At 58.2% G+C, this 26,808-nt stretch carries 31 protein-coding genes; 29 read left to right on the forward strand and 2 right to left on the reverse strand.

Going from position 1 to position 26,808, the window contains the following annotated elements; all coding sequences use genetic code 11:
- Positions 1-3: 3 nt before the first annotated feature.
- From ACR0EV_RS02065 to ACR0EV_RS02205, 29 genes are all read left to right on the forward strand, one after another.
- A complete protein-coding gene (locus ACR0EV_RS02065) occupies positions 4-1,935 on the forward strand; it encodes an acetyl/propionyl/methylcrotonyl-CoA carboxylase subunit alpha (protein WP_480798582.1) in 1,932 nt (643 codons plus the stop codon).
- Positions 1,936-2,012: 77 nt separating this feature from the next.
- Positions 2,013-2,864, forward strand: a complete 852-nt coding sequence (locus ACR0EV_RS02070) for a hydroxymethylglutaryl-CoA lyase (protein ID WP_480798583.1) — start codon at positions 2,013-2,015, stop codon at positions 2,862-2,864.
- Position 2,865: 1 nt separating this feature from the next.
- Complete coding sequence (locus tag ACR0EV_RS02075) at positions 2,866-3,654, forward strand: crotonase/enoyl-CoA hydratase family protein (protein ID WP_480798584.1); 789 nt, start codon at positions 2,866-2,868, stop codon at positions 3,652-3,654.
- Between the two features lie 187 nt (positions 3,655-3,841).
- Complete coding sequence (locus ACR0EV_RS02080; protein ID WP_050602775.1) at positions 3,842-4,207, forward strand: NADH-quinone oxidoreductase subunit A; 366 nt, start codon at positions 3,842-3,844, stop codon at positions 4,205-4,207.
- Positions 4,198-4,731 carry a NuoB/complex I 20 kDa subunit family protein gene (locus tag ACR0EV_RS02085; protein ID WP_037307875.1) on the forward strand — a complete coding sequence of 178 codons (534 nt, stop codon included), beginning with the start codon at positions 4,198-4,200 and terminating at the stop codon, positions 4,729-4,731. Before ACR0EV_RS02080 ends, ACR0EV_RS02085 begins: the two co-directional genes overlap by 10 nt.
- Before the next feature lie 11 nt (positions 4,732-4,742).
- Positions 4,743-5,345, forward strand: coding sequence for an NADH-quinone oxidoreductase subunit C (locus ACR0EV_RS02090; RefSeq protein WP_480798585.1), 603 nt, complete (start codon positions 4,743-4,745; stop codon positions 5,343-5,345).
- A 24-nt stretch (positions 5,346-5,369) separates the two neighbouring features.
- A complete protein-coding gene (locus ACR0EV_RS02095) occupies positions 5,370-5,492 on the forward strand; it encodes a hypothetical protein (protein ID WP_256367953.1) in 123 nt (40 codons plus the stop codon).
- Positions 5,492-6,715, forward strand: coding sequence for an NADH-quinone oxidoreductase subunit D (locus tag ACR0EV_RS02100; RefSeq protein ID WP_170343780.1), 1,224 nt, complete (start codon positions 5,492-5,494; stop codon positions 6,713-6,715). Before ACR0EV_RS02095 ends, ACR0EV_RS02100 begins: the two co-directional genes overlap by 1 nt.
- Positions 6,715-7,833: an NADH-quinone oxidoreductase subunit NuoE gene (nuoE, locus tag ACR0EV_RS02105; RefSeq protein ID WP_480798586.1), complete on the forward strand. Its 1,119-nt coding sequence runs from the start codon at positions 6,715-6,717 to the stop codon at positions 7,831-7,833. Before ACR0EV_RS02100 ends, nuoE begins: the two co-directional genes overlap by 1 nt.
- 32 nt (positions 7,834-7,865) lie before the next feature.
- The gene (locus tag ACR0EV_RS02110) at positions 7,866-8,087 is read left to right on the forward strand and encodes a DUF5337 domain-containing protein (RefSeq protein ID WP_480798587.1); all 222 of its coding nucleotides are present in this window, start codon (positions 7,866-7,868) and stop codon (positions 8,085-8,087) included.
- Between the two features lie 12 nt (positions 8,088-8,099).
- The gene (gene nuoF, locus ACR0EV_RS02115) at positions 8,100-9,398 is read left to right on the forward strand and encodes an NADH-quinone oxidoreductase subunit NuoF (protein ID WP_480798588.1); all 1,299 of its coding nucleotides are present in this window, start codon (positions 8,100-8,102) and stop codon (positions 9,396-9,398) included.
- A gap of 5 nt (positions 9,399-9,403) precedes the next feature.
- Entirely contained in the window at positions 9,404-9,820 is a 417-nt protein-coding gene (locus ACR0EV_RS02120; protein ID WP_480798589.1) for an MAPEG family protein, read from the forward strand.
- Positions 9,821-9,857: 37 nt separating this feature from the next.
- Positions 9,858-10,208 (forward strand): hypothetical protein, encoded by a 351-nt coding sequence (locus ACR0EV_RS02125; protein ID WP_480798590.1) that lies wholly within the window; start codon positions 9,858-9,860, stop codon positions 10,206-10,208.
- A 101-nt stretch (positions 10,209-10,309) separates the two neighbouring features.
- A complete protein-coding gene (locus ACR0EV_RS02130; protein WP_480798591.1) occupies positions 10,310-10,714 on the forward strand; it encodes a DUF5333 domain-containing protein in 405 nt (134 codons plus the stop codon).
- A gap of 3 nt (positions 10,715-10,717) precedes the next feature.
- The gene (locus ACR0EV_RS02135; RefSeq protein ID WP_480798592.1) at positions 10,718-11,164 is read left to right on the forward strand and encodes a DUF5333 family protein; all 447 of its coding nucleotides are present in this window, start codon (positions 10,718-10,720) and stop codon (positions 11,162-11,164) included.
- 7 nt (positions 11,165-11,171) lie between these two features.
- A complete protein-coding gene (gene nuoG, locus ACR0EV_RS02140; protein WP_480798593.1) occupies positions 11,172-13,193 on the forward strand; it encodes an NADH-quinone oxidoreductase subunit NuoG in 2,022 nt (673 codons plus the stop codon).
- The gene (locus ACR0EV_RS02145) at positions 13,190-13,405 is read left to right on the forward strand and encodes a hypothetical protein (RefSeq protein WP_480798594.1); all 216 of its coding nucleotides are present in this window, start codon (positions 13,190-13,192) and stop codon (positions 13,403-13,405) included. The genes nuoG and ACR0EV_RS02145 overlap by 4 nt, the downstream gene beginning before the upstream one ends.
- A complete protein-coding gene (nuoH, locus tag ACR0EV_RS02150) occupies positions 13,398-14,435 on the forward strand; it encodes an NADH-quinone oxidoreductase subunit NuoH (protein WP_171092162.1) in 1,038 nt (345 codons plus the stop codon). Before ACR0EV_RS02145 ends, nuoH begins: the two co-directional genes overlap by 8 nt.
- 4 nt (positions 14,436-14,439) lie before the next feature.
- Entirely contained in the window at positions 14,440-15,213 is a 774-nt protein-coding gene (locus ACR0EV_RS02155) for a methyltransferase domain-containing protein (RefSeq protein ID WP_480798595.1), read from the forward strand.
- Positions 15,210-15,704, forward strand: coding sequence for an NADH-quinone oxidoreductase subunit NuoI (nuoI, locus tag ACR0EV_RS02160; protein WP_170331439.1), 495 nt, complete (start codon positions 15,210-15,212; stop codon positions 15,702-15,704). Before ACR0EV_RS02155 ends, nuoI begins: the two co-directional genes overlap by 4 nt.
- Entirely contained in the window at positions 15,701-16,111 is a 411-nt protein-coding gene (locus ACR0EV_RS02165; RefSeq protein ID WP_171092158.1) for a carboxymuconolactone decarboxylase family protein, read from the forward strand. Before nuoI ends, ACR0EV_RS02165 begins: the two co-directional genes overlap by 4 nt.
- A complete protein-coding gene (locus tag ACR0EV_RS02170; protein ID WP_170615376.1) occupies positions 16,108-16,710 on the forward strand; it encodes an NADH-quinone oxidoreductase subunit J in 603 nt (200 codons plus the stop codon). The genes ACR0EV_RS02165 and ACR0EV_RS02170 overlap by 4 nt, the downstream gene beginning before the upstream one ends.
- A gap of 4 nt (positions 16,711-16,714) precedes the next feature.
- On the forward strand, positions 16,715-17,020 hold the full coding sequence (nuoK, locus tag ACR0EV_RS02175; RefSeq protein ID WP_005984024.1) for an NADH-quinone oxidoreductase subunit NuoK: 306 nt from the start codon (positions 16,715-16,717) through the stop codon (positions 17,018-17,020).
- A gap of 7 nt (positions 17,021-17,027) precedes the next feature.
- Positions 17,028-19,205: an NADH-quinone oxidoreductase subunit L gene (gene nuoL, locus ACR0EV_RS02180; protein ID WP_480798596.1), complete on the forward strand. Its 2,178-nt coding sequence runs from the start codon at positions 17,028-17,030 to the stop codon at positions 19,203-19,205.
- Entirely contained in the window at positions 19,205-20,749 is a 1,545-nt protein-coding gene (locus ACR0EV_RS02185) for an NADH-quinone oxidoreductase subunit M (protein WP_480798597.1), read from the forward strand. The genes nuoL and ACR0EV_RS02185 overlap by 1 nt, the downstream gene beginning before the upstream one ends.
- Before the next feature lie 15 nt (positions 20,750-20,764).
- Positions 20,765-22,207: an NADH-quinone oxidoreductase subunit NuoN gene (gene nuoN / locus ACR0EV_RS02190; protein WP_171105703.1), complete on the forward strand. Its 1,443-nt coding sequence runs from the start codon at positions 20,765-20,767 to the stop codon at positions 22,205-22,207.
- 54 nt (positions 22,208-22,261) lie between these two features.
- Positions 22,262-23,011 (forward strand): biotin--[acetyl-CoA-carboxylase] ligase, encoded by a 750-nt coding sequence (locus ACR0EV_RS02195; RefSeq protein ID WP_480798598.1) that lies wholly within the window; start codon positions 22,262-22,264, stop codon positions 23,009-23,011.
- A 12-nt stretch (positions 23,012-23,023) separates the two neighbouring features.
- Positions 23,024-23,803 carry a type III pantothenate kinase gene (locus tag ACR0EV_RS02200; RefSeq protein WP_480798599.1) on the forward strand — a complete coding sequence of 260 codons (780 nt, stop codon included), beginning with the start codon at positions 23,024-23,026 and terminating at the stop codon, positions 23,801-23,803.
- On the forward strand, positions 23,800-25,467 hold the full coding sequence (locus tag ACR0EV_RS02205; protein WP_480798600.1) for a ribonuclease J: 1,668 nt from the start codon (positions 23,800-23,802) through the stop codon (positions 25,465-25,467). The genes ACR0EV_RS02200 and ACR0EV_RS02205 overlap by 4 nt, the downstream gene beginning before the upstream one ends.
- A gap of 10 nt (positions 25,468-25,477) precedes the next feature.
- On the opposite strand, the gene ACR0EV_RS02210 is transcribed toward ACR0EV_RS02205, so the two are convergent.
- Positions 25,478-26,179, reverse strand: a complete 702-nt coding sequence (locus tag ACR0EV_RS02210; RefSeq protein ID WP_480798601.1) for an NUDIX hydrolase — start codon at positions 26,177-26,179, stop codon at positions 25,478-25,480.
- A gap of 25 nt (positions 26,180-26,204) precedes the next feature.
- Positions 26,205-26,603 (reverse strand): DUF983 domain-containing protein, encoded by a 399-nt coding sequence (locus ACR0EV_RS02215; protein ID WP_480798602.1) that lies wholly within the window; start codon positions 26,601-26,603, stop codon positions 26,205-26,207.
- Positions 26,604-26,808 lie beyond the last annotated feature (205 nt).

The following is a 26,808-nucleotide window of genomic DNA, read 5'->3' on the forward strand; positions in this document are numbered from 1 at the left end:
AAGATGTTCAACAAAATCCTGATTGCCAACCGGGGAGAGATCGCCTGCCGCGTGATGGAAACCGCTCAGAAGATGGGCGTGTCCTGCGTGGCGGTGTATTCGGATGCGGACGCCGCGGCCAAGCATGTGCAGATGGCGGATCAGGCCGTGCATATCGGCGGTGCGGCCCCGGCTGAGAGTTATCTGAAAGGCGATGTGATCATTCAGGCCGCGTTGGATACGGGCGCGCAGGCAATTCATCCCGGCTATGGGTTTCTGTCCGAAAACCCTGATTTCGTGGATGCGGTTGAGGCTGCGGGGCTAGTTTTCATTGGCCCTTCAGCGGATGCAATCCGCAAGATGGGTCTGAAAGATTCGGCCAAGGTTCTGATGGAGCAAGCTGGCGTTCCGGTGGTTCCGGGCTATCACGGTGATAATCAGGACCCTGAACACTTGGCGGGCGCAGCGGATACCATCGGGTATCCCGTTCTGATCAAAGCCGTTGCAGGCGGTGGCGGCAAGGGGATGCGTCTTGTCGAGCGGGCCGAGGATTTCGCGTCTGCTTTGGACAGTGCCCGGGGCGAGGCAAGGACAGCGTTCGGCAACGACGCAGTATTGGTCGAGAAATTCGTCGCCAAACCGCGCCATATCGAGGTGCAGGTTTTTGGTGATGGCACCCATGCGGTGCATCTGTTTGAGCGGGACTGCTCTCTGCAACGGCGGCATCAGAAGGTGATCGAAGAGGCTCCGGCCCCCGGCATGACGCTGGAAATGCGCGAGGCGATGGGGCAGGCGGGCGTGCGTGCTGCCGAGGCGATTGGATACAAGGGCGCAGGCACGGTTGAATTCATCGTGGACGCCTCGGACGGGCTGCGCCCGGACAGGTTCTGGTTCATGGAGATGAACACGCGCCTGCAGGTGGAACACCCCGTGACCGAGGCGATCACCGGCGTCGATCTTGTCGAATGGCAATTGCGCGTCGCGGCAGGCGAGTCCCTGCCGAAGCAACAGGAAGACTTGTCTATTCAGGGCCATGCGTTCGAGGCACGGCTTTATGCCGAAGACGTCCCGAAAGGGTTTCTGCCCGCAACAGGAACGCTGACCCATCTGAGTTTTCCATCCAATTGTCGCGCCGACAGTGGCGTGCGGGCCGGGGATACGATCAGTCCTTGGTATGACCCGATGATTGCCAAAGTGGTTGTGCATGGGGCGACTCGCGCAGTTGCGCTTGAGACATTGCATCGCGCGCTTCAGCAAACCGAAGTGGCGGGAACCGTAACAAACCTTGCCTTCCTGGGGGCGTTGACCCGTCATACGGGGTTCGCCTCGGGCGACGTGGATACGGGTTTGATCGGACGGGACCTTGAGACATTGGTTCAGGAGCGAGAACCTTCAGTCGTGGCAGTTGTTGCAGCTGCGATGACGGCCTTGGGCCTTGTGGACGTCGAACCTGAAACCGGGTTCTCGCTCTGGGCTCCGTTGCACCGGGCGGTGCAATTGTCGAATCGCGGAGAAGTCTTGGATCTGGATGTGCAAGTCGACGGGGCGGACCGCCAGATTTGGCAGATTGGAGAGGATCGCGTCTTGGCCGAGCGGACCTCGGAGAGCTGGGCGCTGAATGGTGCGCCTATGCCTCGGGTCTCGGTTAGCGGATCAACGCTGACCGTGTTCTCGGATTATGGCCGCAGCTTCGACCTGATCGACCCGCTGGACAGGGATGCCAGTGCCACAGGCGACACCAATGTGATCGAGGCACCAATGCCGGGTCTGGTCAAAGCGGTCTTTGCAACAGCGGGGCAAGCGGTGCAGGAGGGTGATCGCCTGGCCATTCTTGAGGCGATGAAGATGGAGCATTCCCTGCTGGCGGCGCGTGACGGCGTTGTCGCCGAGGTGCTGGTCGAAGAGGGTACTCAGGTCGAGGCCGGGGCAGCGCTGGTGCGTTTGGAGGAAGAGTGATCTGTACCGGCACCGCCGCACGTGGCACGGTCGGGCAATCCGTAGTGGAATGTGAATGAGCCGGGAGGAGCGCAGACATGGGTGATCGGGTCGAGATTTATGAAGTAGGGCCGCGCGATGGGCTGCAGAACGAAAAAAATGAGATACCGGTCGCTGACAAGGTTGCTTTGATCGACTGCCTCAGCCGTGCCGGGTTCCACCGGATTGAAGTCGCAAGCTTTGTGTCCCCAAAATGGGTGCCGCAGATGGCCGGGTCGGCGCAAGTCCTGGCTGGGATCAACCGTGTGGATGGAATCCGCTACGCGGCGCTAACGCCCAATATGCGCGGGTATGAGGATGCGCTGGCGGCCAAGGCCGACGAGATTGCCGTGTTTGCTTCGGCTTCCGAGGGTTTTTCCAAAGCCAATGTCAACGCGTCAATCGAGGAATCGATAGAGCGGTTCACGTCGATTCTTGAAGCGGCGCGCCACATCGACCTGCCGGTTCGTGGTTACGTCTCTTGCGTGACCGATTGCCCCTACGATGGTCCGACCCCGCCCGAGAAGGTGGCCGAGGTTGCAGATAAATTGTTTGCTTTGGGCTGCTACGAGGTCTCGTTAGGCGATACGATCGGGCAGGGGACGCCCGACAAGATCGCCCATATGCTTTTGGCGGTGCGTGAACGGGTTCCCGTAACGCGGCTGGCGGGGCATTTCCACGACACCAATGGACGTGCAATTGACAATATCGATGCGGCGTTGGCGCTGGGCGTGCGCGTGTTTGATGCGGCCGTGGGCGGGTTGGGCGGTTGCCCTTATGCGCCGGGGGCTGAAGGCAACGTGGCGACCGAAGCCGTCGCCGCCCATTTGCAGAGACTTGGATACGAGACGGGGCTGGATCTGGTTATGATTGAAGAAGCTGCACAGATGGCAAAGGCGCTGAGGGGCTGACATGTTTGAAACACTCGCGATTTCAACCGATTCACGTGGTGTTGCCACTCTGACTCTAAATCGGCCAGAGAAGCACAATGCCCTGTCGGGCCTGATGATCACGGAGCTTACCCAGGCCGCAGGGCAATTGGGTCAGGATGCTGGTGTTCGAGTAGTTGTTCTTGCGGCGCGTGGAAAAAGCTTTTGTGCGGGTGGCGATCTGGGCTGGATGCAGGACCAGATGGCGGCGGATAAAGCGACGCGCTTCACCGAGGCCCGCAAGCTTGCCGAGATGTTGCAAGCCCTGAATACGATGCCCAAGCCTCTGATCGGGGCATTGCATGGCAATGCTTTTGGCGGTGGCGTCGGGATGGCGGCTGTGTGCGATATCGCCATTGGCGTCGACAGCGCGAAGATGGGATTGACCGAAACACGGCTGGGTCTGATCCCGGCAACAATCGGGCCTTACGTCACTGCCCGTATGGGCGAGGCGCGAGCAAGACGCGTTTTTATGTCGGCTCGTCTGTTTGATGCTGCCGAAGCCGTTGATCTGGGATTGTTGGCGCGAAGTGTACCAGCGGATCAATTGTCAGCTGCTGTCGAGACGGAAATTAGCCCCTATCTGACCTGCGCGCCAGGGGCTGTTGCTTCGGCCAAAGCGCTTGTTCAGAGCCTCGGGCCGCGCATTGACGATGCTGTGATCGATCAGACCATACATGCGCTGGTCGAACGGTGGGAAACCGAGGAGGCGCGGGAAGGGATTTCGGCGTTTTTTGAGAAACGTAGCCCATCCTGGAGCAACACGGGATAAGCGGTCTCTGCTTATTTGACCTTGAACGCCAGCGCTGCGATTCTATGCCGCGCTGTCAAGTGCATGTTTGATGTCGTGGGGCATTGTGTTCGGTTGACCACCTGACCCCGCACGGATAGAGAATGTCCAGTCAACACGCCAATTGACGGCGCACCCTTTTGGGATATGCGCAGGAAAGGAGCTATTCGTGGAAGACCTGCTGCGGGAGTACCTCCCGATTCTGGTGTTTCTGGCCGTTGCCGTGGGCCTTGGGATCGTCCTGATTCTGGCCGCTGTGGTTCTGGCCGTCCGCAATCCCGACCCTGAAAAGGTCAGCGCATATGAATGTGGGTTCAATGCCTTCGACGATGCGCGGATGAAATTCGATGTTCGGTTTTATCTGGTATCGATTCTCTTCATCATTTTCGATCTTGAAATCGCCTTCCTGTTTCCATGGGCCGTCGGCTTTAAGGACATCAGCGATGTAGGCTTCTGGTCCATGATGGTGTTCCTGGGCGTTCTGACCATTGGCTTTGCCTATGAATGGAAGAAAGGGGCCCTGGAATGGGAGTGATGACGGGTGCAAACACCGCCGGTGTCGACAAAGAAGTCGCCACTCAGGCCCTGAACGCTGAACTGCAGGACAAAGGGTTTCTGCTGACCTCGACCGAGGACATCATCAACTGGGCCCGCACCGGATCGCTGCACTGGATGACCTTTGGTCTGGCCTGCTGCGCGGTTGAGATGATGCATACCTCGATGCCGCGCTACGATGCGGAACGGTTCGGTATCGCTCCGCGCGCATCCCCGCGCCAGTCGGATGTTATGATTGTGGCGGGGACGCTGACCAATAAGATGGCCCCCGCGCTGCGTAAGGTCTATGACCAGATGCCCGAGCCGCGTTACGTGATCTCGATGGGATCCTGCGCCAACGGTGGTGGCTATTACCACTATTCCTATTCGGTCGTGCGTGGCTGTGACCGTATTGTGCCTGTGGACATTTACGTGCCCGGCTGCCCTCCGACGGCTGAGGCGCTGCTTTATGGTCTGATGCAGCTGCAACGCAAAATCCGCCGCACCGGCACCATCGTCCGCTGAGGAGAGAGTTGATGAGCGAAGCACTCAAAGAACTCGGCGCACAGCTGGAGCTTAAACGGGCAGATTGTGTTTTGTCCTGGGACGTGACCCATGACGAGCTGAACGTGGATGTGGCCCCTTCGAACCTGGTGGAATTTGTCGAATTCCTGAAAACTGACCGATCCTGCCAATTCTCGACGTTGGTGGACATCACCGCTGTCGACTATCCCGAACGCGCCAAGCGGTTTGATGTGGTCTATCATTTCCTGTCGATGTACCAGAACCAGCGTATCCGCCTGCGGGTTTCGATCCGTGAGGAAGACATGGTGCCATCCATCGTTGACGTTCACCCCTCGGCCAACTGGTTCGAGCGTGAGGTGTTCGACATGTTCGGCATTCTGTTCTCAGGCCACCCGGATCTGCGGCGCATCCTGACCGACTATGGGTTCCGGGGCTATCCGCTGCGTAAGGATTTCCCGACCACTGGTTACACTGAGGTACGGTATGACGAGGCGCAAAAGCGTGTGGTCTACGAGCCGGTCAGCCTGGTGCAAGAATACCGTCAGTTCGATTTCATGTCCCCGTGGGAAGGTGCGAATTACATCCTTCCGGGCGATGAAAAGCAGGAAAGCTGACACTGATGATGGAGCGTTGCTGAGATGTTGGGAGAACTGATCATGCTCGGGGCGCTTGGAGTTTTGCTTGCTGGGGCTGCTGCCAAGGCGGCCGAGGCCGAAAAGGTCCGGGTTCGGGCCGAAGCGAAGAAGAAACGAGGGCGTTGATGGACGGCTCAAGATACGATGACGGCAGCACGGACGCGCTGAGCGGAGAACAGAAGATCCGCAACTTCAACATCAACTTCGGCCCGCAACACCCTGCGGCGCACGGGGTTCTGCGCCTTGTGCTCGAGTTGGACGGCGAGATTGTCGAGCGTTGCGATCCGCATATCGGCCTGCTGCACCGTGGCACCGAAAAGCTGATGGAAAGCCGGACGTATCTGCAGAACCTGCCGTATTTCGACCGTCTGGACTATGTGGCGCCGATGAATCAGGAACATGCCTGGTGTCTGGCCATCGAAAAGCTGACCGGTGTCGAGGTGCCGCGTCGTGGCTCGTTGATCCGGGTGCTGTATTCCGAGATCGGGCGCATCCTGAACCATCTGCTGAACGTGACCACGCAAGCGATGGACGTCGGCGCGCTGACCCCGCCTCTGTGGGGGTTCGAAGAGCGCGAAAAGCTTATGGTCTTCTATGAGCGCGCCTGTGGTGCCCGCCTGCACGCCGCCTATTTCCGCCCCGGTGGTGTGCATCAGGACCTGCCGCCGGAACTGCTGGATGATATCGAGGCGTGGAGCCACGAGTTCCCTGCCGTTCTGGACGATATTGACGGATTGCTGACCGAAAACCGCATCTTCAAACAGCGCAACGCCGATATTGGCGTCGTGACCGAAGATGACATTCAGAAATACGGCTTTTCGGGCGTAATGGTGCGTGGATCGGGCCTCGCATGGGACCTGCGGCGTGCGCAGCCCTATGAATGCTATGACGAGTTCGAATTCCAGATTCCTGTTGGTAAGAACGGTGACTGCTATGACCGCTATCTGGTGCGGATGGAGGAGATGCGCCAGTCGCTGCTGATCATCCGTCAGGCCATCGCCAAAATCCGTGACTGTCCCGGAGATGTTCTGGCCCGTGGCAAGATCACCCCGCCGAAACGCTCGGACATGAAGACGTCGATGGAGAGCCTGATCCATCACTTCAAACTGTATACCGAGGGCTTCCACGTTCCCGCAGGCGAGGTTTATGCCGCCGTCGAGGCCCCCAAGGGCGAGTTCGGCGTCTATCTGGTCGCGGACGGAACCAACAAGCCTTACAGGGCCAAACTGCGCGCGCCGGGCTTCTTGCACCTGCAAGCCATGGACCACGTTGCCAAAGGCCACCAACTGGCCGATGTCGCCGCCATCATCGGCACCATGGACGTCGTATTTGGAGAGATTGACCGCTAATGCTCCGCCGTCTTCACCCCGAACAACCCGAAAGCTTTGCCTTCACCGCTGCCAACCAGCAATGGGCCGAAGCGCAGATGACCAAATACCCCGAAGGCCGTCAGGCCAGCGCTGTGATCCCGCTGCTGTGGCGCGCGCAAGAGCAGGAAGGCTGGCTGTCTCGCCCGGCGATTGAATCCGTTGCCGACATGCTTGGCATGGCCTATATTCGCGTGCTCGAGGTTGCGTCCTTTTACTTCATGTTCCAACTGCAGCCGGTTGGCTCGGTGGCGCATATTCAGGTGTGCGGTACGACGTCCTGTATGATCTGCGGGGCCGAGGATCTGATTGCGGTCTGCAAGGAAAAGATTGCCGCCAAACCGCATGAGCTGTCTTCCGATGGCAAGCTCAGCTGGGAAGAGGTGGAATGCCTCGGCTCTTGCACCAACGCACCGATGGCGCAGATCGGCAAGGACTATTACGAAGACCTGACGGCTGAGAGTTTTGGCAAGATCATCGATGATCTGGCCTCTGGCAAGGTGCCGACACCCGGACCGCAGAACGGGCGCTATGCGGCTGAGCCGTTGAAGGGGCTGAGCAGCCTGTCGGAATATGAAGCTGGAAAGCCGCAATACAACGCAAGCGTTGAGCTGGCGACGGATCTGGGCGACACGGTCAAGCGCATCGACGGCACCGAAGTGCCGATCCTGACGCCTTGGTTGGGCAAGGATGGCAAGCAAGCCGGTGCGTCGGCCGCGGCGAAACCTCCCAAAGCGCCCGAACCCGCGAAACCGGCGGTGAAGCAGGCGGAAGAAGCAAAAGCCAAGGCTGAGCCGGAAGCTGTCAAGGAAGACGCGCCCAAAACGCTGACCGAGGCGCGTGGCGGATTGCCGGACGACCTCAAGCTGTTGAAAGGCGTGGGACCGAAGCTGGAAGAAACGCTAAATGAGCTGGGTTTCTATCACTACGACCAGATCGCGGCCTGGACACCCGAACATGTGGCCTGGGTGGATGCACGCCTGAAGTTCAAAGGCCGGATCGAACGCGACGGCTGGATCGAGCAGGCGGCCAAGCTTGCGGCGGGTGAGGAAACCGAATTTGCCAAACGTGCCAAGGAAGACGGCACCTACGAAGACTAAACGACGGTGCCCGTCCTGGGCATCAGGGTAAGATGGACAAAGACAAGGAACAGGCCATAGCCCGCAAGGGCCGACACATAGGAGTGGTCATCGCCGTGACCATGCTGATTTGGCTTGCCATGAACCTGTTCATTGGACCCGCACTGGGTTTGACGACCCGGCACGCGCTGCTGTTTGATCTCGCTGCTCTGGCGGGGTTCATCTATGCAGGCGTCAACATTTTTCAACTCTGGCGCATGCGTCAGGACAGCTGAAGGTAACACGCGATGCTGAAGGATCAGGACCGGATCTTTACCAACATCTACGGGATGCATGAGCGCACGCTGAAAGGCGCGCAGGCCCGCGGGCATTGGGACGGCACTGCTGGCCTGATCGAAAAGGGCCGCGACTGGATCATCCAGACGATGAAAGACTCGGGTCTGCGCGGTCGCGGTGGCGCGGGCTTCCCGACGGGCCTGAAGTGGTCTTTCATGCCTAAGGAAAGCGATGGGCGTCCTGCTTATCTGGTGGTGAACGCGGATGAATCCGAACCCGGCACCTGCAAAGACCGCGAAATCATGCGCCATGATCCGCATACGCTGATCGAAGGCTGTCTGATCGCGTCTTTCGCGATGAACGCGCATACCTGCTATATCTACCTGCGCGGCGAATACATCCGCGAGCGCGAGGCGCTGCAGGCTGCAATTGACGAGGCTTATGACGCAGGTCTCTTGGGCAAAAACGCCGCTGGTTCGGGCTGGGATTTTGATATCTTCCTGCATCATGGGGCCGGGGCCTATATCTGTGGCGAGGAAACCGCCCTGATCGAAAGCCTTGAGGGCAAGAAGGGTATGCCGCGGATGAAACCTCCGTTCCCGGCGGGTGCGGGGCTTTATGGCTGCCCGACCACGGTGAACAACGTGGAGTCGATTGCGGTTGTGCCGACCATCCTGCGCCGGGGCGCGGACTGGTTTGCAGGCTTTGGCCGTCAGAACAACGCGGGCACCAAGCTGTTTGCGATTTCGGGCCATGTGAACAACCCGTGTGTCGTTGAAGAGGCGATGTCGATTTCCTTTGAAGACCTGATCGAAACCCATTGTGGCGGAATTCGCGGAGGTTGGGACAACTTGCTGGCGGTAATCCCGGGTGGGTCGTCTGTTCCTTGTGTGCGCGGTGAGAACATGCGCGACGCGATTATGGATTTCGACTACTTGCGCAATGATCTGGGCTCTGGCCTTGGTACGGCTGCGGTGATTGTGATGGACAAGTCGACGGACATCATCAAGGCGATCTGGCGGCTGTCGAAATTCTACAAGCACGAAAGCTGTGGACAGTGCACGCCGTGCCGGGAAGGCACCGGCTGGATGATGCGGGTCATGGACCGTCTTGTGCGCGGCGAGGCCGAGTTGGAAGAGATCGACATGCTGTTCGACGTGACCAAACAAGTCGAAGGTCATACGATCTGCGCTCTTGGTGATGCGGCCGCCTGGCCGATCCAGGGCCTGATCCGTAACTTCCGCGAAGAGATCGAAGATCGTATCAAGGCCCAGAAATCGGGCCGCATGGGTGCGATGGCAGCGGAGTGAACCCAATGGACATATTTGCTGAATATTCCCACGCAATTGCTTCGGTTGTGCTGTTCTCATTGGTTATTCTGCTTCTGTCTCCGTTTTCTGCGCTGGCCAAGCAAGGCAAAGGACTGGCACCGGGTGCGACGCCCGAACAGGATTATGGCGATCAAGCCTATCGTTTGAACCGAGCCTACTTGAACGGAACCGAAACGCTTCCGGCGTTTCTGACGGTTGTTGTGGCGGCAGTTTTGCTGGGGGCTAGCCCGTTCTGGGTCAACCTTCTGGCGTCAATTGCTTTGGTTGCGCGCTTGCTCATGCTGGTGGTGCACCTTAGGGGGATCGGCAAGCCGAACAGCGGTCTACGGTCCGTGCTGTATGTGCTGGGTTGGGCCTGCATGTTTGTAATTGGCCTTATGGCCTTGGTGGCGGCGTTTTGATGGCGACTTGGCGGATAAGACTGCAATGAGGGAAAGTATGAAGATCTCCAAAACCCTAGTTGTTGTTCTGGTTTTGGCCAGTGTATCCGCCTGCGGATTGATCAGGCCGTCAGAGGACCGGCTTTTGTTCGATGGTCAGGCTTTCCGGACCAAGGCGAAAGTTGTCGACAAGAAGAAGTCGCCCGCTGACTTTACCGTGGTTGTCAAAGGTGTGTCTGCGTCCTTGGATGGGGCACGCGAGGCCGGGCGCCACGAAGGCACTAAGTTCTGCGTGCAGAATTTCGGGTCGTCGCGGATCGACTGGAAAGTGGGTCCGGACACGGAACCGCAACAGCTTACCATCGCGGATGATCAGCTCACATTTGCAGGAACCTGCAAACGCCCATGAGGACCCGTGTTTTTGCATATCACGACAGGGCGCGTATGGCGTTATTGCCTAGCAGACGCGCATCTCTTCGTCTTGGACACTCTAAGACGAAAGGAAGACCTATGTCGTATGCAAAAACGATCGCTTTGGCTGCCTTGATGGCTGTTCCTGCGGCGGCTGAAGCCAAGCCGCCCTTGAGGGATGTCAAAGAGATCGACAATGAACTCTATTACATCGCCATCGCAAACGAGATTTCGGAATACTGCCCCTCAATCAGCGGGCGACGGTTGAAAGCGATCAGTGTGATGTGGGGGCTGCGCTCCAAAGCGAACGAGTTGGGGTACACAGACCGGGAAATCCGGTCTTATGTCGAATCGGACGCCGAAAAAGATCGCATGCGCGCCAAGGGTGAGGCTTATCTGGCCTCGAACGGGGTGACTTATGAAAACCCCACCACGTTTTGCACGCTGGGCCAGAAGGAAATCCAGCGAAACAGCGCCATTGGCGTTTACTTGAGGGCGGATTGACGGATGGGCGTTCAGGTTCTCAGATCCGGAACAGTTGGTGTCGCATTGCTGATGTCATTGTCGGCGTGCGAAACGCCAACCAGTTCTGCGACCGACACCGCTGCTTCTCGGGCAGAGTTTCGTGGCGAACTGCCACCGGAACTGTACGACTTTGCGTTTTCTGCTGCCGTGGCTGAGCAAATCGCCGGCGAATGCCGGTCGATCAAGTTCAATCGGCCCGAGGCGCAGGCGCAGATGAAATCGCTGGACGCCGAGCTCAAGGCCAAGGGCTATCAAGAAAGCGACATACGCTATTTGGCCGATGCCATTCCGCGCAAGCGCGCGCAGGACGACCTAATCAAATACATCCAGCAAAGCGGTGTTGTCGTGGGCGAGCCCGAGACGTTCTGCGCAGCTGGCCAACGCGAGATTGCCAACGGCACCCGGATCGGTGCATTCCTGAAAGGCTAACGAAATCATGTCTGACCTCCGCAAGATCAATATCGACGGGCAGGAAATCGAAGTCGAAGGCGCGATGACCCTGATCCAGGCTTGTGAGCAAGCCGGGGTAGAAGTGCCGCGTTTCTGTTACCATGAACGTTTGTCGATCGCCGGGAACTGCCGGATGTGCCTGGTTGAGGTTGTGGGCGGCCCGCCGAAACCTGCGGCCTCGTGCGCTATGCAGGTGCGCGACCTGCGCCCCGGCCCGGAAGGTCAGCCGCCGGTGGTCAAGACAAACTCGCCCATGGTCAAAAAGGCCCGCGAAGGGGTGATGGAGTTTCTGCTGATCAACCACCCGCTGGATTGCCCGATTTGCGACCAAGGCGGAGAGTGTGATCTTCAGGATCAGGCCATGGCTTATGGCGTGTCGGGGTCGCGCTTCAAGGAAGCCAAGCGCGCAGTCGATGATCTGGATCTGGGCCCGCTGGTTGGCACGGCGATGACGCGTTGCATTAGCTGCACCCGCTGCGTGCGTTTCACGACTGAGGTCGCCGGGATCACGCAGATGGGTCAGACCGGGCGGGGCGAGGATGCCGAGATCACCTCGTACCTGAACCAGACGTTGGAGTCGAACCTGCAGGGCAATATCATCGATCTATGTCCGGTTGGCGCGCTGACGTCGAAACCATACGCGTTTACCGCTCGCCCCTGGGAACTGACCAAGACCGAGAGCATCGATGTCATGGACGCCCTTGGATCTAACATCCGCGTGGATACCAAAGGGCGCGAAGTGATGCGCTTCCTGCCGCGCAACCATGATGGCGTGAACGAAGAGTGGATCAGCGACAAAACCCGCTTTGTCTGGGATGGCCTGCGTCGTCAGCGCTTGGACAAGCCCTACATTCGCGAAAACGGCAAGTTGCGCCCGGCGTCGTGGCCAGAGGCGCTGACCAAAGCTGCTGAGGCGCTGAAAGGGGCTGAAAAGCCTGCTGGGATCGTGGGTGATCTGGCCTCGGTCGAAGCAGCCTTTGCCTTGAAGCAGATGATTGAAGGGCAGGGCGGTGTTGTCGAATGCCGCACGGATGGTGCCAAGCTGCCTGCTGGCAACCGCGGGGCTTATGCCGGGACCGCAACGATTGAAGACATCGACTCAGCCGAACGCATTCTGTTAATCGGGACCAATCCGCGCGATGAAGCTCCGGTACTGAACGCGCGGATCCGCAAAGCCTGGGCCCACGGGGCCGAGGTGACTCTGGTCGGTCCGGCAGTGGATCTGACGTATGACTACCATCACATGGGCGATGATCGCGCGGCCTTGCAGAAGGTCGTCGATATGGGCGATGATGACGCCATCAAGGGTAAAGCATCGTTGGTGATCGTGGGTCAGGGCGCCCTGCAAGAAGCGGACGGTGCTGCAGTATTGGCATCCGCGCAAACCATTGCAGCCAATACCGAAAGCGGGCTTCTGGTATTGCACACTGCGGCCTCGCGCGTGGGTGCGATGGATGTAGATGCGACCAACGAAGGTGGCATGGATGCCGTCAACGCTGCCGACGTGATTTATAATCTCGGCGCGGATGAGGTTGAAATCGGCGAAGGCGCGTTTGTCATTTACCAGGGCAGCCATGGAGACCGTGGCGCACACCGCGCCGACGTGATTCTTCCGGGCGCGGCCTATACCGAAGAAAACGGTTTGTTCGTGAATACCGAAGGACGCCCGCAACTGGCGATGCGCGCGGGATTTGCACCGGGCGAAGCCAAGGAAAACTGGGCAATTCTGCGGGCATTGTCGGCCGAAGTGGGCGCGACACTTCCATTCGACTCGCTGGCGCAATTGCGAACCGCACTCATTGAGGCTGTGCCGCACCTGGCCCGGATCGATGAGGTGATCGAGAATGAGGTTCACCCGCTCGACGCAGCGCCGCTGGGTCAGGCCACTTTCCGCAATGCGGTCAAGGATTTCTATCTGACCAACCCGATTGCCCGCGCGTCTCAACTGATGGCCGAGCTTTCGGCACAGGCACAGGCGCGTCAGACCGGAAAGATCGCGGCGGAATGAGCCGGAACCGTTTCATATCGCAAGCAAAGGCGGCTGCCGGGTGGCAGTTCGCCGCGCTGGAATTGTGTGTGAAACTGAAGATTAAGGGTGGCGCTGAAGCGGCAGATGCTGTTTACACCAACGCGCCGACCCAGTCGCACTTTGCGCAGGCACCTGGCCTTTGCATCGCGCGCGGAAAACGGAATACCCACGGTGTGAGGACCAATGGCTGATTTCTTTAACACCCCAGGCGGAATAGCCATCATCATTCTGGCGCAAGTGCTTGCAGTTGTTGCGTTTGTGATGATCTCGCTGTTGTTCCTTGTTTACGGCGACCGCAAGATCTGGGCCGCTGTCCAGATGCGTCGCGGACCGAACGTGGTTGGCGCGTACGGCTTGCTGCAATCGGTGGCCGACGCACTGAAATATGTGGTCAAAGAGGTGGTCATCCCGGCGGGGGCAGACCGGACCGTCTTTATCCTTGCTCCGCTGACCTCTTTTGTACTGGCGATGATCGCCTGGGCAGTGATCCCGTTCAATGATGGCTGGGTGTTGTCGGACATCAACGTCGCCATTCTCTATGTGTTCGCTGTGTCTTCACTGGAAGTTTATGGCGTGATTATGGGCGGTTGGGCGTCGAACTCAAAGTACCCGTTCCTTGGGTCTTTGCGCTCTGCTGCGCAGATGATTTCGTACGAGGTTTCGATCGGCCTGATCATCATCGGTGTGATCATCTCGACCGGGTCGATGAACTTTGGTGACATTGTGCGCGCGCAGGACGGCTCGTTCGGCTTCTTCAGCTGGTACTGGCTGCCTCACTTCCCGATGGTCTTCCTGTTCTTCATTTCGGCGTTGGCTGAAACCAACCGCCCACCTTTCGACCTTCCCGAGGCAGAATCTGAACTGGTCGCCGGTTATCAGGTTGAATATTCTGCCACACCCTTCCTGTTGTTCATGGCTGGCGAGTACATCGCGATCTTCCTGATGTGCGCACTGACCACGCTGCTGTTCTTCGGCGGCTGGCTGTCACCAATCCCGGGCCTGCCCGATGGCGTGCTGTGGATGGTTGCGAAGATGGCGTTCTTCTTCTTCCTCTTCGCGATGGTCAAGGCGATCACGCCGCGTTACCGCTATGACCAGTTGATGCGGTTGGGTTGGAAAGTCTTCCTGCCGTTCTCACTGGCTTGGGTGGTCTTTGTGGCCTTCGCGGCAAAGTTCGACTGGTTCTGGGGTGCGTTTGCCCGTTGGAGCACAGGGGGCTAACGCGTTGGGTATCGATTTCACAGTCTTCTCAAAGCTTGTCGAGTTTTCGACACGGCACTCTGTAGAAGGCCGTTCATTGATGCTGGGCCGTCAGGAATTTGTTCGCCTGCGCCCGCCCAGGATCTTTCAGCGCAAACTGCGCCGAGAGGGACTGGATCATATTCAGTTAGAAGACCTCCAGCAGTCGGATGGCTACAGCGAGACGTTCTTTCGCAAGCTGGGATTCGGTGAAGTCGAAACTATGGATTTCTCGGACCATGAAGGTGCAACGATCCTTCAGGACCTAAACCGCCCCATTCCGAAAGAGCTTGCGGGTCAATTCGATTTCATCTTCGACGGTGGAACGATTGAGCATGTGTTTAACGTCCCCGTTGCGCTGGAAAACGTGTTTCACATGCTGAAGCCCGGCGGGCATTTCATCTCGGTGAATGGCCTGAACGGCTGGGCCGGGCATGGGATGTATCAGTTCAACCCGGAACTGGTCTATTCGTTCTGGCGTCGGAACGCAGGCTGTGTGGTCAACACGTGCCAGGCGATTCAACGCAGCCACGCCTTTCACCAGGCGATTTTGGATCTACAAGATCCGGCGGATGGAGAACGGCGGATCGACCTGGGCGATGCCCTCCCGGATGGGCAGGTCTATTTGTACTATGAAATCCAGCGCGGTTCCGAAGCGTCTCTCACGGACACGGTTCTTCAAAGTGACTACGAGACGCACTGGCGTGACTACTCCAATGCCGGTGGAACGCGATATGATCAGAAGGTTAGCTCTCTATGACTCAAATCGACTATACCCGCGCCGCCAAGTACTTTCTGCTACAGGACTTCTGGGTCGGTATGAAATTGGGGCTCAAGTACTTCTTTGCCCCGAAGGCCACCGTGAACTACCCGCACGAAAAGGGCCCTTTGTCGCCGCGATTCCGTGGGGAACACGCTCTGCGTCGTTATCCCAACGGTGAAGAACGCTGTATTGCCTGCAAACTGTGTGAAGCGGTTTGTCCCGCGCAAGCCATCACCATCGACGCCGAGCCGCGCGAAGACGGCAGCCGCCGTACAACGCGTTACGACATCGACATGACCAAATGCATCTATTGCGGCTTCTGCCAAGAGGCATGCCCGGTCGACGCCATCGTCGAAGGTCCGAATTTCGAATTCGCCACGGAAACCCGCGAAGAGCTGTTCTACGACAAGGAAAAACTGCTGGATAACGGTGAACGCTGGGAAGCCGAAATCGCCCGCAATCTGGAAATGGACGCGCCGTATCGATGACTGACAGCCCGACAAATCCGTTCGAGCTGATGATGAAGCAGGCTCAGGACATGGCCAAGGCGATGAACCCGGCGATGGAAAGCTTTTCGCCCAAGGGGTTCGAAGCGCTGTGGCCGACCATGCCGAAAGAGGTCATGGAGATGATGTTCGGCAACACCGTCAACAAAGACGGGCTGGATGCCAAAACCCGCCTGCTGTTGACGCTGGCCGGGCTGACCTGTCAGGGCGCGCAAGCGGATAGTGCCGTGCGCCAAACTGTGCGCCACGCGCTGGAAGCGGGTGCCAAGAAACAAGAGATCGTGGAAACGATCGGTCAGATGTCGGTCTTTGCCGGCATCCCGGCCATGACCCGCGCGCTGGATCTGGCGCAAGAGGTCATGGGCGGCAACGAGGATGAGGATCAATGACCGTCTTTGCCTTCTATCTTTTTGCCATCAGCGCCATCACCGGCGGGCTGTTCACGGTGATCAGCCGCCAGCCGGTGCACTCGGTGTTGTGGCTGATCCTGTCCTTCCTGTCGGCGGCGGGGCTGTTCGTGCTGCTGGGGGCCGAGTTTGTGGCGATGCTGTTGATCATCGTCTACGTGGGCGCGGTTGCGGTTCTGTTCCTGTTCGTGGTGATGATGCTGGACGTGGACTTTGCCGAACTCAAGGCCGAGATGGCACGCTATATGCCGCTGGCCCTGCTGATCGGTCTGGTCATCCTGATGCAGTTCGTCATGGCCTTTGGCGCTTGGGACAGCGCGCAGGGTGCGGCGGCCAATCTGGCCCAGCCAGTTCCAGCGGACCGCCACAACACCGAGGCGTTGGGTGTCATCCTTTATGATCAATATTTCCTTCTGTTCCAACTGGCGGGCCTGATCCTGCTGGTGGCCATGATCGGCGCCATCGTGCTGACATTGCGCCACCGTCAGGACATCAAGCGTCAGGACATCGTCGGCCAGATGATGCGAGACCCGGCCAAGGCGATGGAGTTGAAGGACGTTAAACCGGGGCAGGGACTTTGAGACGATGATCGGACTTGAACACTATCTTACGGTCGCGGCGACGCTGTTCGTCATCGGCATCTTCGGTCTCTTCCTGAACCGCAAGAACGTCATCATCCTGCTGATGAGCATCGAACTGATGCTGCTGGCGGTGAATATCAACCTCGTGGCGTTTTCCAGTTTCCTCGGCGATCTGGTCGGGCAGGTGTTTACGCTGTTCGTGCTGACCGTTGCGGCAGCTGAGGCGGCGATTGGTCTGGCCATTCTGGTCTGCTTCTTCCGCAACCGTGGCACCATCGCGGTTGAAGACGTCAATATGATGAAGGGCTAAGAGAACTATGGAAACCACCATCCTCTTTGCCCCGCTCGTGGGCGCGCTGATCTGCGGCTTTGGCTGGAAGTTCATTGGCGAGAAAGCCGCCATGTGGACGGCCACGGGCCTGCTGTTTCTGGCCTGTCTGCTGTCGTGGATCGTTTTCTTCACATTTGATGGGGTGACCCAGCAAATAGAGATCATGCGCTGGATCGAAAGCGGCTCGTTGTCGACAAGCTGGGCGATCCGTCTGGACCGTCTGACTGCGATCATGCTGATTGTGGTGACAACCGTTTCGGCGCTCGTGCACCTCTATTCCTTCGGATACATGGATCACGACCCGCAGTGGCGCGAGGGCGAAAGCTATAAGCCGCGTTTCTTTGCCTATCTGTCCTTCTTCACATTCGCCATGCTGATGCTGGTGACAGCGGACAATCTGGTGCAGATGTTCTTTGGCTGGGAAGGCGTGGGTGTCGCCTCGTACCTGTTGATCGGCTTCTATTATCGCAAGTCTTCGGCCAATGCGGCGGCGATGAAAGCGTTCATCGTGAACCGGGTGGGTGACTTCGGCTTTGCGCTGGGGATCTTCGCGATCTTCTTCTTGACCGACAGCATCAATTTCTCGGACATCTTTGCGTCCGCCCCGGCGCTGGCCGAAGAAAAGCTGCACTTCCTGTGGGGCGAGTGGACAGCGATTGAAGTCATCTGTGTGCTGCTGTTCATCGGCGCGATGGGTAAATCGGCTCAGTTGATCCTGCACACCTGGTTGCCGGACGCGATGGAAGGCCCGACGCCTGTGTCGGCCCTGATCCACGCTGCAACCATGGTGACGGCGGGTGTCTTCCTGGTCTGCCGTATGTCGCCGCTGATGGAGTTTGCGCCGGGCGCAACCGGCTTCATCACGGTACTGGGCGCGTCCACCGCATTCTTTGCGGCCACGGTGGGTCTGGTGCAAACCGACATCAAGCGCGTGATTGCGTATTCGACCTGTTCTCAGCTTGGATACATGTTCGTGGCTGCAGGCGTGGGCATGTACTCGGCGGCGATGTTCCACCTGTTTACTCACGCCTTCTTCAAAGCCCTGTTGTTCCTTGGTGCGGGTTCCGTGATCCACGCCATGCATCACGAGCAGGAGATGACTGAATACGGCGGACTGCGTAAGAAGATCCCCTATACCTTCTGGGCGATGATGATCGGGACGCTGGCCATCACTGGCGTTGGTATTCCGTTGACCACGTTTGGTTTTGCAGGGTTCCTGTCGAAGGATGCCATTATCGAGAGCGCTTATGCGGGTGGCTCGGGCTATGGCTTCTGGTTGCTGGTTGTGGCGGCTGCGTTCACCTCGTTCTACAGCTGGCGTCTGATCTTCCTGACCTTCTACGGTGAGCCGCGTGGCGACAAACATACGCATGATCACGCGCATGAAAGCCCGATGGTCATGCTGGTGCCGCTGGGCGTTCTGTCACTGGGCGCGGTTTTTGCCGGGATGATCTGGTACGGCAATTTCTTTGGCCACGCCGACAAGGTTGGCAAGTTCTATGGCATCCCTGTTGCCGAAGCGTCTGAGCACGCAGAGGCCGGCGATCACGGCAAAGCAGAAGAGCATGACGATGCCGCACATTCGGATGACGGTCATGCGGATGATGGTCATGGCACTGAAACACATGCGGATGAGGGCCATGCAGACGACGGCCACGGTGACAAAGCTGCGCATGGCGGTGATCACCACTATGCCTTTGTCGGCGAACCGGGCGAGGGCGCGCTGTATATGGCACCGGACAACCACGTGTTGGACGATGCGCACGCCGCTCCGAAATGGGTTAAGGTTTCGCCCTTTGTCGCGATGGTCCTCGGCTTTATCGTGGCCTATTGGTTCTACATCGTGAACACGACGCTGCCAGCACGGCTGGCCGAGAACCAGCGCCCGCTGTACCTGTTCCTCAAGAACAAGTGGTACTTTGACGAGATTTACGACGCGATCTTCGTCAAACCCACCGTGGCGCTTGGCCGGTTCCTGTGGAAGCGCGGCGATGGAAATACAATTGATGGCTTCCTGAACGGAGTAGCAATGGGCGTTGTTCCCTTCTTTACCCGCCTCGCAGGCAAGGCGCAGACCGGGTACATCTTTACCTATGCCTTCTGGATGGTGCTGGGCATCGCAGCTCTTGTGACCTGGATGTCTATCGGCGGAGGGGCCAACTAATGGACAATATCCTTTCCATCGTTACGTTCATCCCGGCGATTGCAGCAGGTATTCTGGCCCTGTTCCTGCATGGGGATGATGCTGCGGCCCAACGCAATGCCAAGTGGATTGCGCTTTTGGCGACGACCGTGACCTTCCTGGTATCGATTGGCATCTATACCGGCTTTGATCCCTCGAACCCCGGCTTCCAGATGGTGGAAGAGGGTGAGTGGCTGATGGGCCTGAAATACAAGATGGGTGTGGACGGCATCAGCGTTCTGTTCGTCCTGCTGACCACCTTCATCATGCCTCTGACCATTCTGGCCAGCTGGAATGTAACCGACCGGGTCAAGGAATACATGGTCGCCTTCCTGCTGCTGGAAACGCTGATGCTGGGCGTGTTCATGGCGCTGGATCTGGTGCTGTTCTACCTGTTCTTCGAGGCGGGCCTGATCCCGATGTTCCTGATCATCGGCATCTGGGGCGGCAAGGACCGTATCTACGCCAGCTTCAAGTTCTTCCTCTACACCTTCCTTGGCTCGGTGCTGATGCTGGTGGCTATGGTTGCAATGTATGCAGATGCGGGCACGACGGATATCGAGGCGCTGATGAGCCATCAGTTCTCATCGGAAAGCTTCAGCGTTCTGGGCGTCTATGTTGTCGGCGGTATGCAGACTTTGATGTTCCTGGCCTTCTTTGCGTCGTTTGCGGTGAAAATGCCGATGTGGCCGGTGCACACCTGGTTGCCGGATGCGCACGTTCAGGCTCCGACAGCGGGTTCGGTCGTACTTGCAGCAATCCTGCTGAAGATGGGCGGCTATGGCTTCCTGCGGTTCAGTCTGCCGATGTTCCCTGTGGGATCGGCGGTGATGACCGATCTGGTGCTGTGGATGTCTGCGATTGCGGTTGTCTACACCTCGCTGGTGGCGTTGGTGCAAGAGGACATGAAGAAGCTGATCGCTTACTCTTCGGTCGCGCATATGGGCTTTGTGACCATGGGCATCTTTGCGGCAAACCAGCAGGGTATCGATGGCGCGATCTTCCAGATGCTGAGCCACGGGTTTATCTCGGCGGCGCTCTTCCTGTGTGTCGGCGTGATCTATGACCGGATGCACACCCGCGACATCGAGGCTTATGGCGGTCTGGTCATTCGGATGCCTGCTTACGCGCTGGTCTTCATGCTGTTCACCATGGCCAATGTCGGCTTGCCGGGCACATCCGGGTTTATAGGGGAATTCCTGACCCTGATGGGCGCGTTCCAGGTCAATACTTGGGTGACGGCTGTGGCTGCGACCGGTGTGATCTTTTCGGCCGGTTATGCGCTGTGGCTGTACCGCCGCGTGGTCTTTGGCGACCTGATCAAGGAAAGCCTGAAGGCGATGACCGACATGAGCTCGCGCGAACGTCTGATCTTTGCCCCGCTGATCGTGATGACCATCCTTTTGGGCGTTTACCCGTCGCTGGTAACGGATGTAATCGGGCAATCCACCACCGCGCTGATTTCGAACTATGACACGGCTCTGGCCGCGGCTGAGGCTGCGACCCAGACGGCCGCCTCGCACTAAGGGAGCTTTGGAGACATGATCCAGGCTGATCTGACAATTATCCTGCCGGAAATCATTCTGGCGCTCTACGCGATGGCGGCGCTCTTGGGGGCTGTCTATACGACGAAAGACGGCATGGCACCTTTGTTGGTCTGGACCACAGCTGGTCTGATGGCCCTTCTGGCGATCTGGATCGCCACGCAAGGCGAGGGCACCAATGTGGCCTTCAATGGCATGTTCGTCGACGACGGGTTCGCCCGTTTCGCCAAGGTTGCGATCCTGCTTTCGGCAGGTGCCGTTCTGGTCATGAGCCAGGACTACATGGCGCGCCGCGATTTGCTGCGGTTTGAGTATCCGCTGCTGGTGGCACTTGCCGCTGTTGGCATGATGATGATGGTCAGCGCGGGCGATTTGATGTCGCTTTATATGGGGCTCGAACTGCAATCGCTGTCGCTCTATGTTGTTGCGGCATTGCGTCGTGACAGCGCGAAATCGACCGAAGCGGGTCTGAAGTATTTCGTGCTGGGTGCACTCAGCTCGGGTCTGCTGCTTTATGGTGCCTCGCTGGTCTATGGCTTTACCGGAACCACGCTCTTTTCAGGCATCATCACGACCGTTCAGGCCGGGGAAGTTTCGATTGGCCTGTTGTTCGGTCTGATCTTCCTGATCTCAGGTCTGGCCTTCAAAGTCTCGGCCGTGCCGTTCCATATGTGGACACCGGACGTGTACGAAGGCTCGCCAACGCCGATTACTGCCTTCTTCGCGACCGCGCCGAAAGTGGCCGCCATGGCCCTTTTTGCACGGCTGATGCATGACGCGTTTGGAGGTATTGTGAAAGACTGGCAGCAGGTGATCGTCCTGCTTTCGGTTCTGTCGATGCTGCTGGGTGCGGTGGCTGCGATTGGTCAGCGCGACATCAAACGTCTGATGGCCTTCTCGTCGATTGCCCATATGGGTTATGCTCTGATCGGTCTGGCGGCAGGCACTGAGTTGGGCATCAAAGCGATGCTGATGTATCTGGCCATCTACGTGACCATGAACATCGGAACCTTTGCCTTCATCCTGATGATGGAACGTGACGGCAAGCCGATCACCGATATTGATGCCTTGCGCCAATATTCCAAGCGCGATCCGGGCAAAGCCCTTGCCGTTCTGATCCTGATGTTCTCGCTGGCCGGTGTGCCGCCGATGCTGGGTTTCTTTGCGAAATTTGGCGTTTGGCAAGCAGGCGTCAGCGCGGGTCTGACCGGTCTTGTGATCGTCTCGGCCATCGCGTCCGTCATTGGTGCCTTCTATTACCTGCGGATCGTGTTCTACATGTATTTCGGGGCCGAGAATGAAGACCCGATTGAAACCCGGTCGACGCCGGTGTTGTGGGTCGCGTTGATGGGCTCGGCCGCCTTGATGCTGATCGGTATCTTCTATCAGTTTGGTGTCGAGGGCGCGGCGGCAGCTGCGGCAGCGACGCTTGTCAACTGAAGGTCTTGAACACTCGGAAGGAGGGGCTCGGTCGCGTGACCGGGCCTTTTTGATATGACCAAATGGCCCCAAGGCTATGGACTGCACGAGGTGCAGGAAGTCGATAGCACACTCAATGAGGCAGCGCGGATTGCTCCCACTGCGCGTGGTCCCGTCTGGATCATGGCGCATCATCAGACAGCGGCGCGCGGACGGCGCGGGCGGGCATGGGCCAATCCGATGGGTAATCTGGCCGCGACATTGCTGATGCGCCCGCAAGGAGCGCCGGAACAGGCGGCGTTGCGCAGCTTTGTGGCTGCGCTTGCATTGTTTGATGCCTGCGTCGCCGTAACCGGGAGGGCCGCGGGGTTATCGTTGAAGTGGCCGAACGATGTTCTGTTAAACGGGGGCAAGCTTGCTGGAATACTGCTGGAAAGCACCGGGCAGGGGCAAGGAGTAGCACATCTGGCGATCGGGATCGGGGTGAATTTGGCCAATGCACCGGACGCGGATGCGGTCGAACCTGGTGCCATGCGACCCGTTTCATTGCTGTCAGAAACCGGTTCAAATGTCTCGCCCGAAGATTTCCTAACCGAACTGGCAGCCGCTTATGCCGCTTACGAAACCCAATTTACCACATATGGGTTCGAGCCAATCCGCACCGCATGGCTGGCCCGTGCAGCCCGGTTGGGAGAGGTCATCACCGCGCGAACTGGAACGTCAGAGACGGTTGGAACCTTCGAAACAGTGGACGCAAGCGGCAACCTTGTCTTAAACACCGCCAAAGGCCGCGTGAGCATTCCTGCGGCAGACGTGTATTTCTGAAAGGGGCGTTAGATGCTTCTGGCCATTGATTGCGGCAACACCAATACCGTTTTCTCGATCTGGGACGGCGAGAAGTTCCTGTGTACCCTGCGTACCTCGACCCACCATTCCCGCACTGCGGATGCGTATTTCACGTGGTATTCGACATTGGTGAAACACTACGAGATCGATGCTGAGATCACAGACGTCATCATTTCATCCACTGTGCCACGCGTGGTGTTCAATTTGCGCGTTTTCGCGGATCGGTTTTTTGGATGTCGACCACTGGTCGTGGGAAAGCCCGAAACACTGTTGCCCAGCCCACCTCGTGTTGACGAAGGCACGCAGGTCGGACCCGACCGCATTGTAAATGCGGCAGGTGCCTATGATCGTTTCGGTGGCGATTTGATCGTTGTGGATTTCGGAACGGCCACAACATTTGATGTCGTTGCGCCTGATGGGGCCTATGTGGGTGGTGTCATCGCACCGGGCGTTAACCTTAGCCTTGAGGCCTTGCATTTGGCCGCAGCGGCTTTGCCCCACGTTGATATCTCGAAGCCGCAAAAGGTGATTGGTACAAACACTGTAGAATGTATGCAGTCCGGCGTGTTCTGGGGCTATGTGGGTCTTGTGCGCGAAATTTGTGAGCGTATTAAAGGCGAGGCCGGGGTTCCGATGAAAGTGATTGCTACAGGCGGGTTGGCTCCGTTGTTCCAACAGGCCGCACATCTGTTTGATGCGTTCGAAGATGATCTGACGATGCACGGTTTGACCGTGATCCATCGCTATAACAAGGATAATGGCTCCGAATGAGCAGTGAAAGATTGATCTACCTGCCGCTGGGTGGCGCGGGCGAAATTGGCATGAACGCCTATGTGTATGGCTACGGCAAACCCGGTCAGGAACGCCTGATCCTTGTCGATTTGGGTGTTACCTTTCCGGACATGGACACAACACCCGGTGTTGACCTGATTTACGCAGATATCTCTTGGTTGAAAGAGCGTGCTGACCGGCTGGACGGCGTTTTTATCACCCACGCGCATGAGGACCATGTTGGCGCGGTGGCGCATTGCTATGAAGCTTTGGGCGCGCCGGTCTATGCCCGCGCGTTCACGGCCAATATCGTGCGCCGCAAGATGGACGAACAGGCGCACCCGACCGAGGCGGTGACGACCGTATCCGCCTGGCCCGAACAGGTCGCGGTCGGGCCTTTTACGGTTGGTTTCCTGCCTGTATCGCACTCGATCCCCGAAAGCGCGGCGTTGGTCATCGACACGCCTGCCGGACGGGTCGTGCATTCGGGCGATTTCAAACTGGATGCAAACCCTGTCGTGGGTGAGGCTTTCGATCCTGATCTTTGGGCCGAGGTCGCCAAGCCCGGCGTCAAGGCGCTGGTCTGCGACAGCACAAATGTGTTCTCGGCCCATCCAGGTCGTTCGGAATCCGAAGTAGGGCCGGAAATCACCAAACTGGTCGAAAGCGCCGAAGGCATGGTTGTGGCAACCACCTTTGCCTCAAACGTCGCGCGGGTCAAAACACTGGCAGAGGCGGGTCAGAGAGCAGGGCGGTCGGTCGTCCTGTTGGGCCGCGCCATGCGCCGAATGATCGAAGCCGCGACCGAAACGGGCATCCTTGTGGATTTTCCAAAGGTGATCAGTGCCGAAGAGGCGCTGGATCTGCCGCGTCAGAACCTGATGCTGATCGTGACGGGCAGTCAGGGCGAGCGTAGGGCCGCCAGCGCGCAACTCGCGCGCGGCAAGTACCGCGGTCTGGAATTGGCCGAGGGTGACCTGTTCCTGTTTTCCTCGAAAACCATTCCGGGCAATGAACGGGGCGTAATCTTCATCATGAACCAGCTTAGCGAAAAGGGTGTGGATGTCGTCGATGACAGCTCCGGTCTCTATCACGTGTCGGGCCATGCCAACCGGCCTGACCTTGAGAAGGTCCATGCGTTGATTGATCCGCAGGTCGTGATCCCCATGCACGGTGAACACCGCCACCTGCGCGAACACGTCAAACTGGCCGAGAATGGCGGTAGAACCGGTGTGCTGGCAGTGAACGGTACCATGCTGGATCTCAGCGGTAACGCCCCGGCTGTTGTCGACTATGTTGAAACCGGGCGCACATACTTGGACGGGTCGGTCAAGATCGGCGCGTTGGACGGCGTGGTGCGGGATCGTATTCGTATGGCGCTCAACGGGCATGTCACCGTTACCGTGGTTCTGGACGAAGAAGACGAACCGCTGGGCGAACCTTGGTGCGATACGATGGGCTTGCCCGAGATCGGAACTTCACGCGCTGCCTTGGTGGAGGTTTTGGAAGAGGATCTGAACCAGTTTCTGATGCGGGCCGCGGCCAAAACATTGCGCGATGATGACAAGCTGGAAGACGAGATGCGCCGGATCGTAAGGCAGACCGCCAAAGCGGAAATCGGTAAAAAGCCCGAAGTGACGGTGGTTGTCAGCCGGATGCGGTGAAAGCGATATGTCAGTCGTGATCGGGCATCGGATAGCCCCTGAGCCGCAAAAACAGATTGGCTTCTTCGTCATTCTTATAGAATGGCACTGACGCAGGCGGCTCGGGTTTTGTAACCCGGGCTGCTATTTCTGCCAGAACAACCTCGGTGATGAACGGCAGGTCAAGATCGCGCGCGCGGTCCAGTTGCACCCATTGCAGATGCGACAGCTCGTCTGAGGCGCGACTGAAGTCGTCCAGATCACCTTGCAGGGCTTCGGCGTCGACCAAAAAGAACCGTGCGTCAAACCGACGAGGGCGACCGGGCGGAGTTACAGCGCGGAATACGAACTGCAAGGCAGCTGCAGACGGTACGTATCCCATGGCGGAAAAACTCTGCCAGTCGTCGGGCGCGAGACCTGGCCACACGCCCGGTTGGCCCAGAACAAGCCCTGTCTCTTCCCATAGCTCTCGAATGGCAGCGGCAGCCAACGCATGTTGCAATCCGGACTCGGCCTGTTCTGCCAAACGGTCATGGCACAGATCGGGTAACTTAGTTGCCAAAGGAATCCCTGAGTCCGCTGGATCAACGGCCCCGCCCGGAAAAACGAACTTGTTTGGCATGAACGCAGCTTTAGACCCGCGTTGACCCATAAGGATCGACGGGTTGGTCCATCTGTCCCGCAACACGATGACAGTTGCGGCGTCCCGGATGGCGGTCTTGTCTGCTGTCATGTCTGCGCCACGCGGCCCGTCCGGTTCACTTGGATGTCCCGAAACCGTGAATACGGCGGGCCCACTGATACGCGACAACGGCGCCTTTCAAACGGGGGAGAAGGTACAGCGACAGAGCAACGCAACCGATTGAGAAACCGATGGCCATGGTCCAGGGGTCTGGCCGCCAATGGACGTAGGACACGTGCAAAGCAGGTGCCAGCAGGTGACCAACAAGAAGGATGGTCAAATAGGCCGGCCCGTCATCAGCGCGGTGATGAAACAGCTCCTGCCCGCAATTCGAGCAGTTGTCATTGACCTTGAGATAGCTGTGCAACAGCTTGCCTTCACCACAGTTGGGGCATTTACACCGGAACCCTTTAACAAGGGCGGGCCATGTTTCACGCTCTGTTTCGGTCGCGGTGTCGATCGTCTGATCTGTCATAATATAACTCGCGCATTAATCTTTGCGGGATAATGCGCCTGAACGGGCGGATTTGAAAGGGGGGTGCGTCGCTTTGCAACGCTTGGTCCGCAATACGCAGCAATCGTTTCTGAACTCATACTCAAAAAAGTCAACTTGTTGCGACGGAATTCCTGGTTGGCTGCGTTTGAATAGGTATGAGCAGCGGCACTGGGGCCGCGTCAAC

This window comes from Ruegeria sp. CF8 (genome assembly GCF_056537285.1).

Coding starts and splice junctions, on each gene's coding strand:
- ACR0EV_RS02145 (WP_480798594.1), top strand. CDS start 13,190: ATGAGCCGGAACCGTTTCATATCGCAAGCAAAGGCGGCTGCCGGGTGG.
- ACR0EV_RS02170 (WP_170615376.1), top strand. CDS start 16,108: ATGACCGTCTTTGCCTTCTATCTTTTTGCCATCAGCGCCATCACCGGC.
- nuoK (WP_005984024.1), top strand. CDS start 16,715: ATGATCGGACTTGAACACTATCTTACGGTCGCGGCGACGCTGTTCGTC.
- ACR0EV_RS02195 (WP_480798598.1), top strand. CDS start 22,262: ATGACCAAATGGCCCCAAGGCTATGGACTGCACGAGGTGCAGGAAGTC.
- ACR0EV_RS02200 (WP_480798599.1), top strand. CDS start 23,024: ATGCTTCTGGCCATTGATTGCGGCAACACCAATACCGTTTTCTCGATC.
- ACR0EV_RS02205 (WP_480798600.1), top strand. CDS start 23,800: ATGAGCAGTGAAAGATTGATCTACCTGCCGCTGGGTGGCGCGGGCGAA.
- ACR0EV_RS02075 (WP_480798584.1), top strand. CDS start 2,866: ATGTTTGAAACACTCGCGATTTCAACCGATTCACGTGGTGTTGCCACT.
- ACR0EV_RS02125 (WP_480798590.1), top strand. CDS start 9,858: ATGAAGATCTCCAAAACCCTAGTTGTTGTTCTGGTTTTGGCCAGTGTA.
- ACR0EV_RS02095 (WP_256367953.1), top strand. CDS start 5,370: ATGTTGGGAGAACTGATCATGCTCGGGGCGCTTGGAGTTTTGCTTGCT.
- ACR0EV_RS02210 (WP_480798601.1), bottom strand. CDS start 26,179: ATGACAGCAGACAAGACCGCCATCCGGGACGCCGCAACTGTCATCGTG.
- nuoL (WP_480798596.1), top strand. CDS start 17,028: ATGGAAACCACCATCCTCTTTGCCCCGCTCGTGGGCGCGCTGATCTGC.
- nuoN (WP_171105703.1), top strand. CDS start 20,765: ATGATCCAGGCTGATCTGACAATTATCCTGCCGGAAATCATTCTGGCG.
- nuoE (WP_480798586.1), top strand. CDS start 6,715: ATGCTCCGCCGTCTTCACCCCGAACAACCCGAAAGCTTTGCCTTCACC.
- ACR0EV_RS02070 (WP_480798583.1), top strand. CDS start 2,013: ATGGGTGATCGGGTCGAGATTTATGAAGTAGGGCCGCGCGATGGGCTG.
- ACR0EV_RS02110 (WP_480798587.1), top strand. CDS start 7,866: ATGGACAAAGACAAGGAACAGGCCATAGCCCGCAAGGGCCGACACATA.
- ACR0EV_RS02130 (WP_480798591.1), top strand. CDS start 10,310: ATGTCGTATGCAAAAACGATCGCTTTGGCTGCCTTGATGGCTGTTCCT.
- nuoF (WP_480798588.1), top strand. CDS start 8,100: ATGCTGAAGGATCAGGACCGGATCTTTACCAACATCTACGGGATGCAT.
- ACR0EV_RS02165 (WP_171092158.1), top strand. CDS start 15,701: ATGACTGACAGCCCGACAAATCCGTTCGAGCTGATGATGAAGCAGGCT.
- nuoI (WP_170331439.1), top strand. CDS start 15,210: ATGACTCAAATCGACTATACCCGCGCCGCCAAGTACTTTCTGCTACAG.
- nuoG (WP_480798593.1), top strand. CDS start 11,172: ATGTCTGACCTCCGCAAGATCAATATCGACGGGCAGGAAATCGAAGTC.
- ACR0EV_RS02065 (WP_480798582.1), top strand. CDS start 4: ATGTTCAACAAAATCCTGATTGCCAACCGGGGAGAGATCGCCTGCCGC.
- ACR0EV_RS02215 (WP_480798602.1), bottom strand. CDS start 26,603: ATGACAGATCAGACGATCGACACCGCGACCGAAACAGAGCGTGAAACA.
- ACR0EV_RS02185 (WP_480798597.1), top strand. CDS start 19,205: ATGGACAATATCCTTTCCATCGTTACGTTCATCCCGGCGATTGCAGCA.
- ACR0EV_RS02090 (WP_480798585.1), top strand. CDS start 4,743: ATGAGCGAAGCACTCAAAGAACTCGGCGCACAGCTGGAGCTTAAACGG.
- ACR0EV_RS02135 (WP_480798592.1), top strand. CDS start 10,718: ATGGGCGTTCAGGTTCTCAGATCCGGAACAGTTGGTGTCGCATTGCTG.
- ACR0EV_RS02120 (WP_480798589.1), top strand. CDS start 9,404: ATGGACATATTTGCTGAATATTCCCACGCAATTGCTTCGGTTGTGCTG.
- ACR0EV_RS02085 (WP_037307875.1), top strand. CDS start 4,198: ATGGGAGTGATGACGGGTGCAAACACCGCCGGTGTCGACAAAGAAGTC.
- nuoH (WP_171092162.1), top strand. CDS start 13,398: ATGGCTGATTTCTTTAACACCCCAGGCGGAATAGCCATCATCATTCTG.
- ACR0EV_RS02100 (WP_170343780.1), top strand. CDS start 5,492: ATGGACGGCTCAAGATACGATGACGGCAGCACGGACGCGCTGAGCGGA.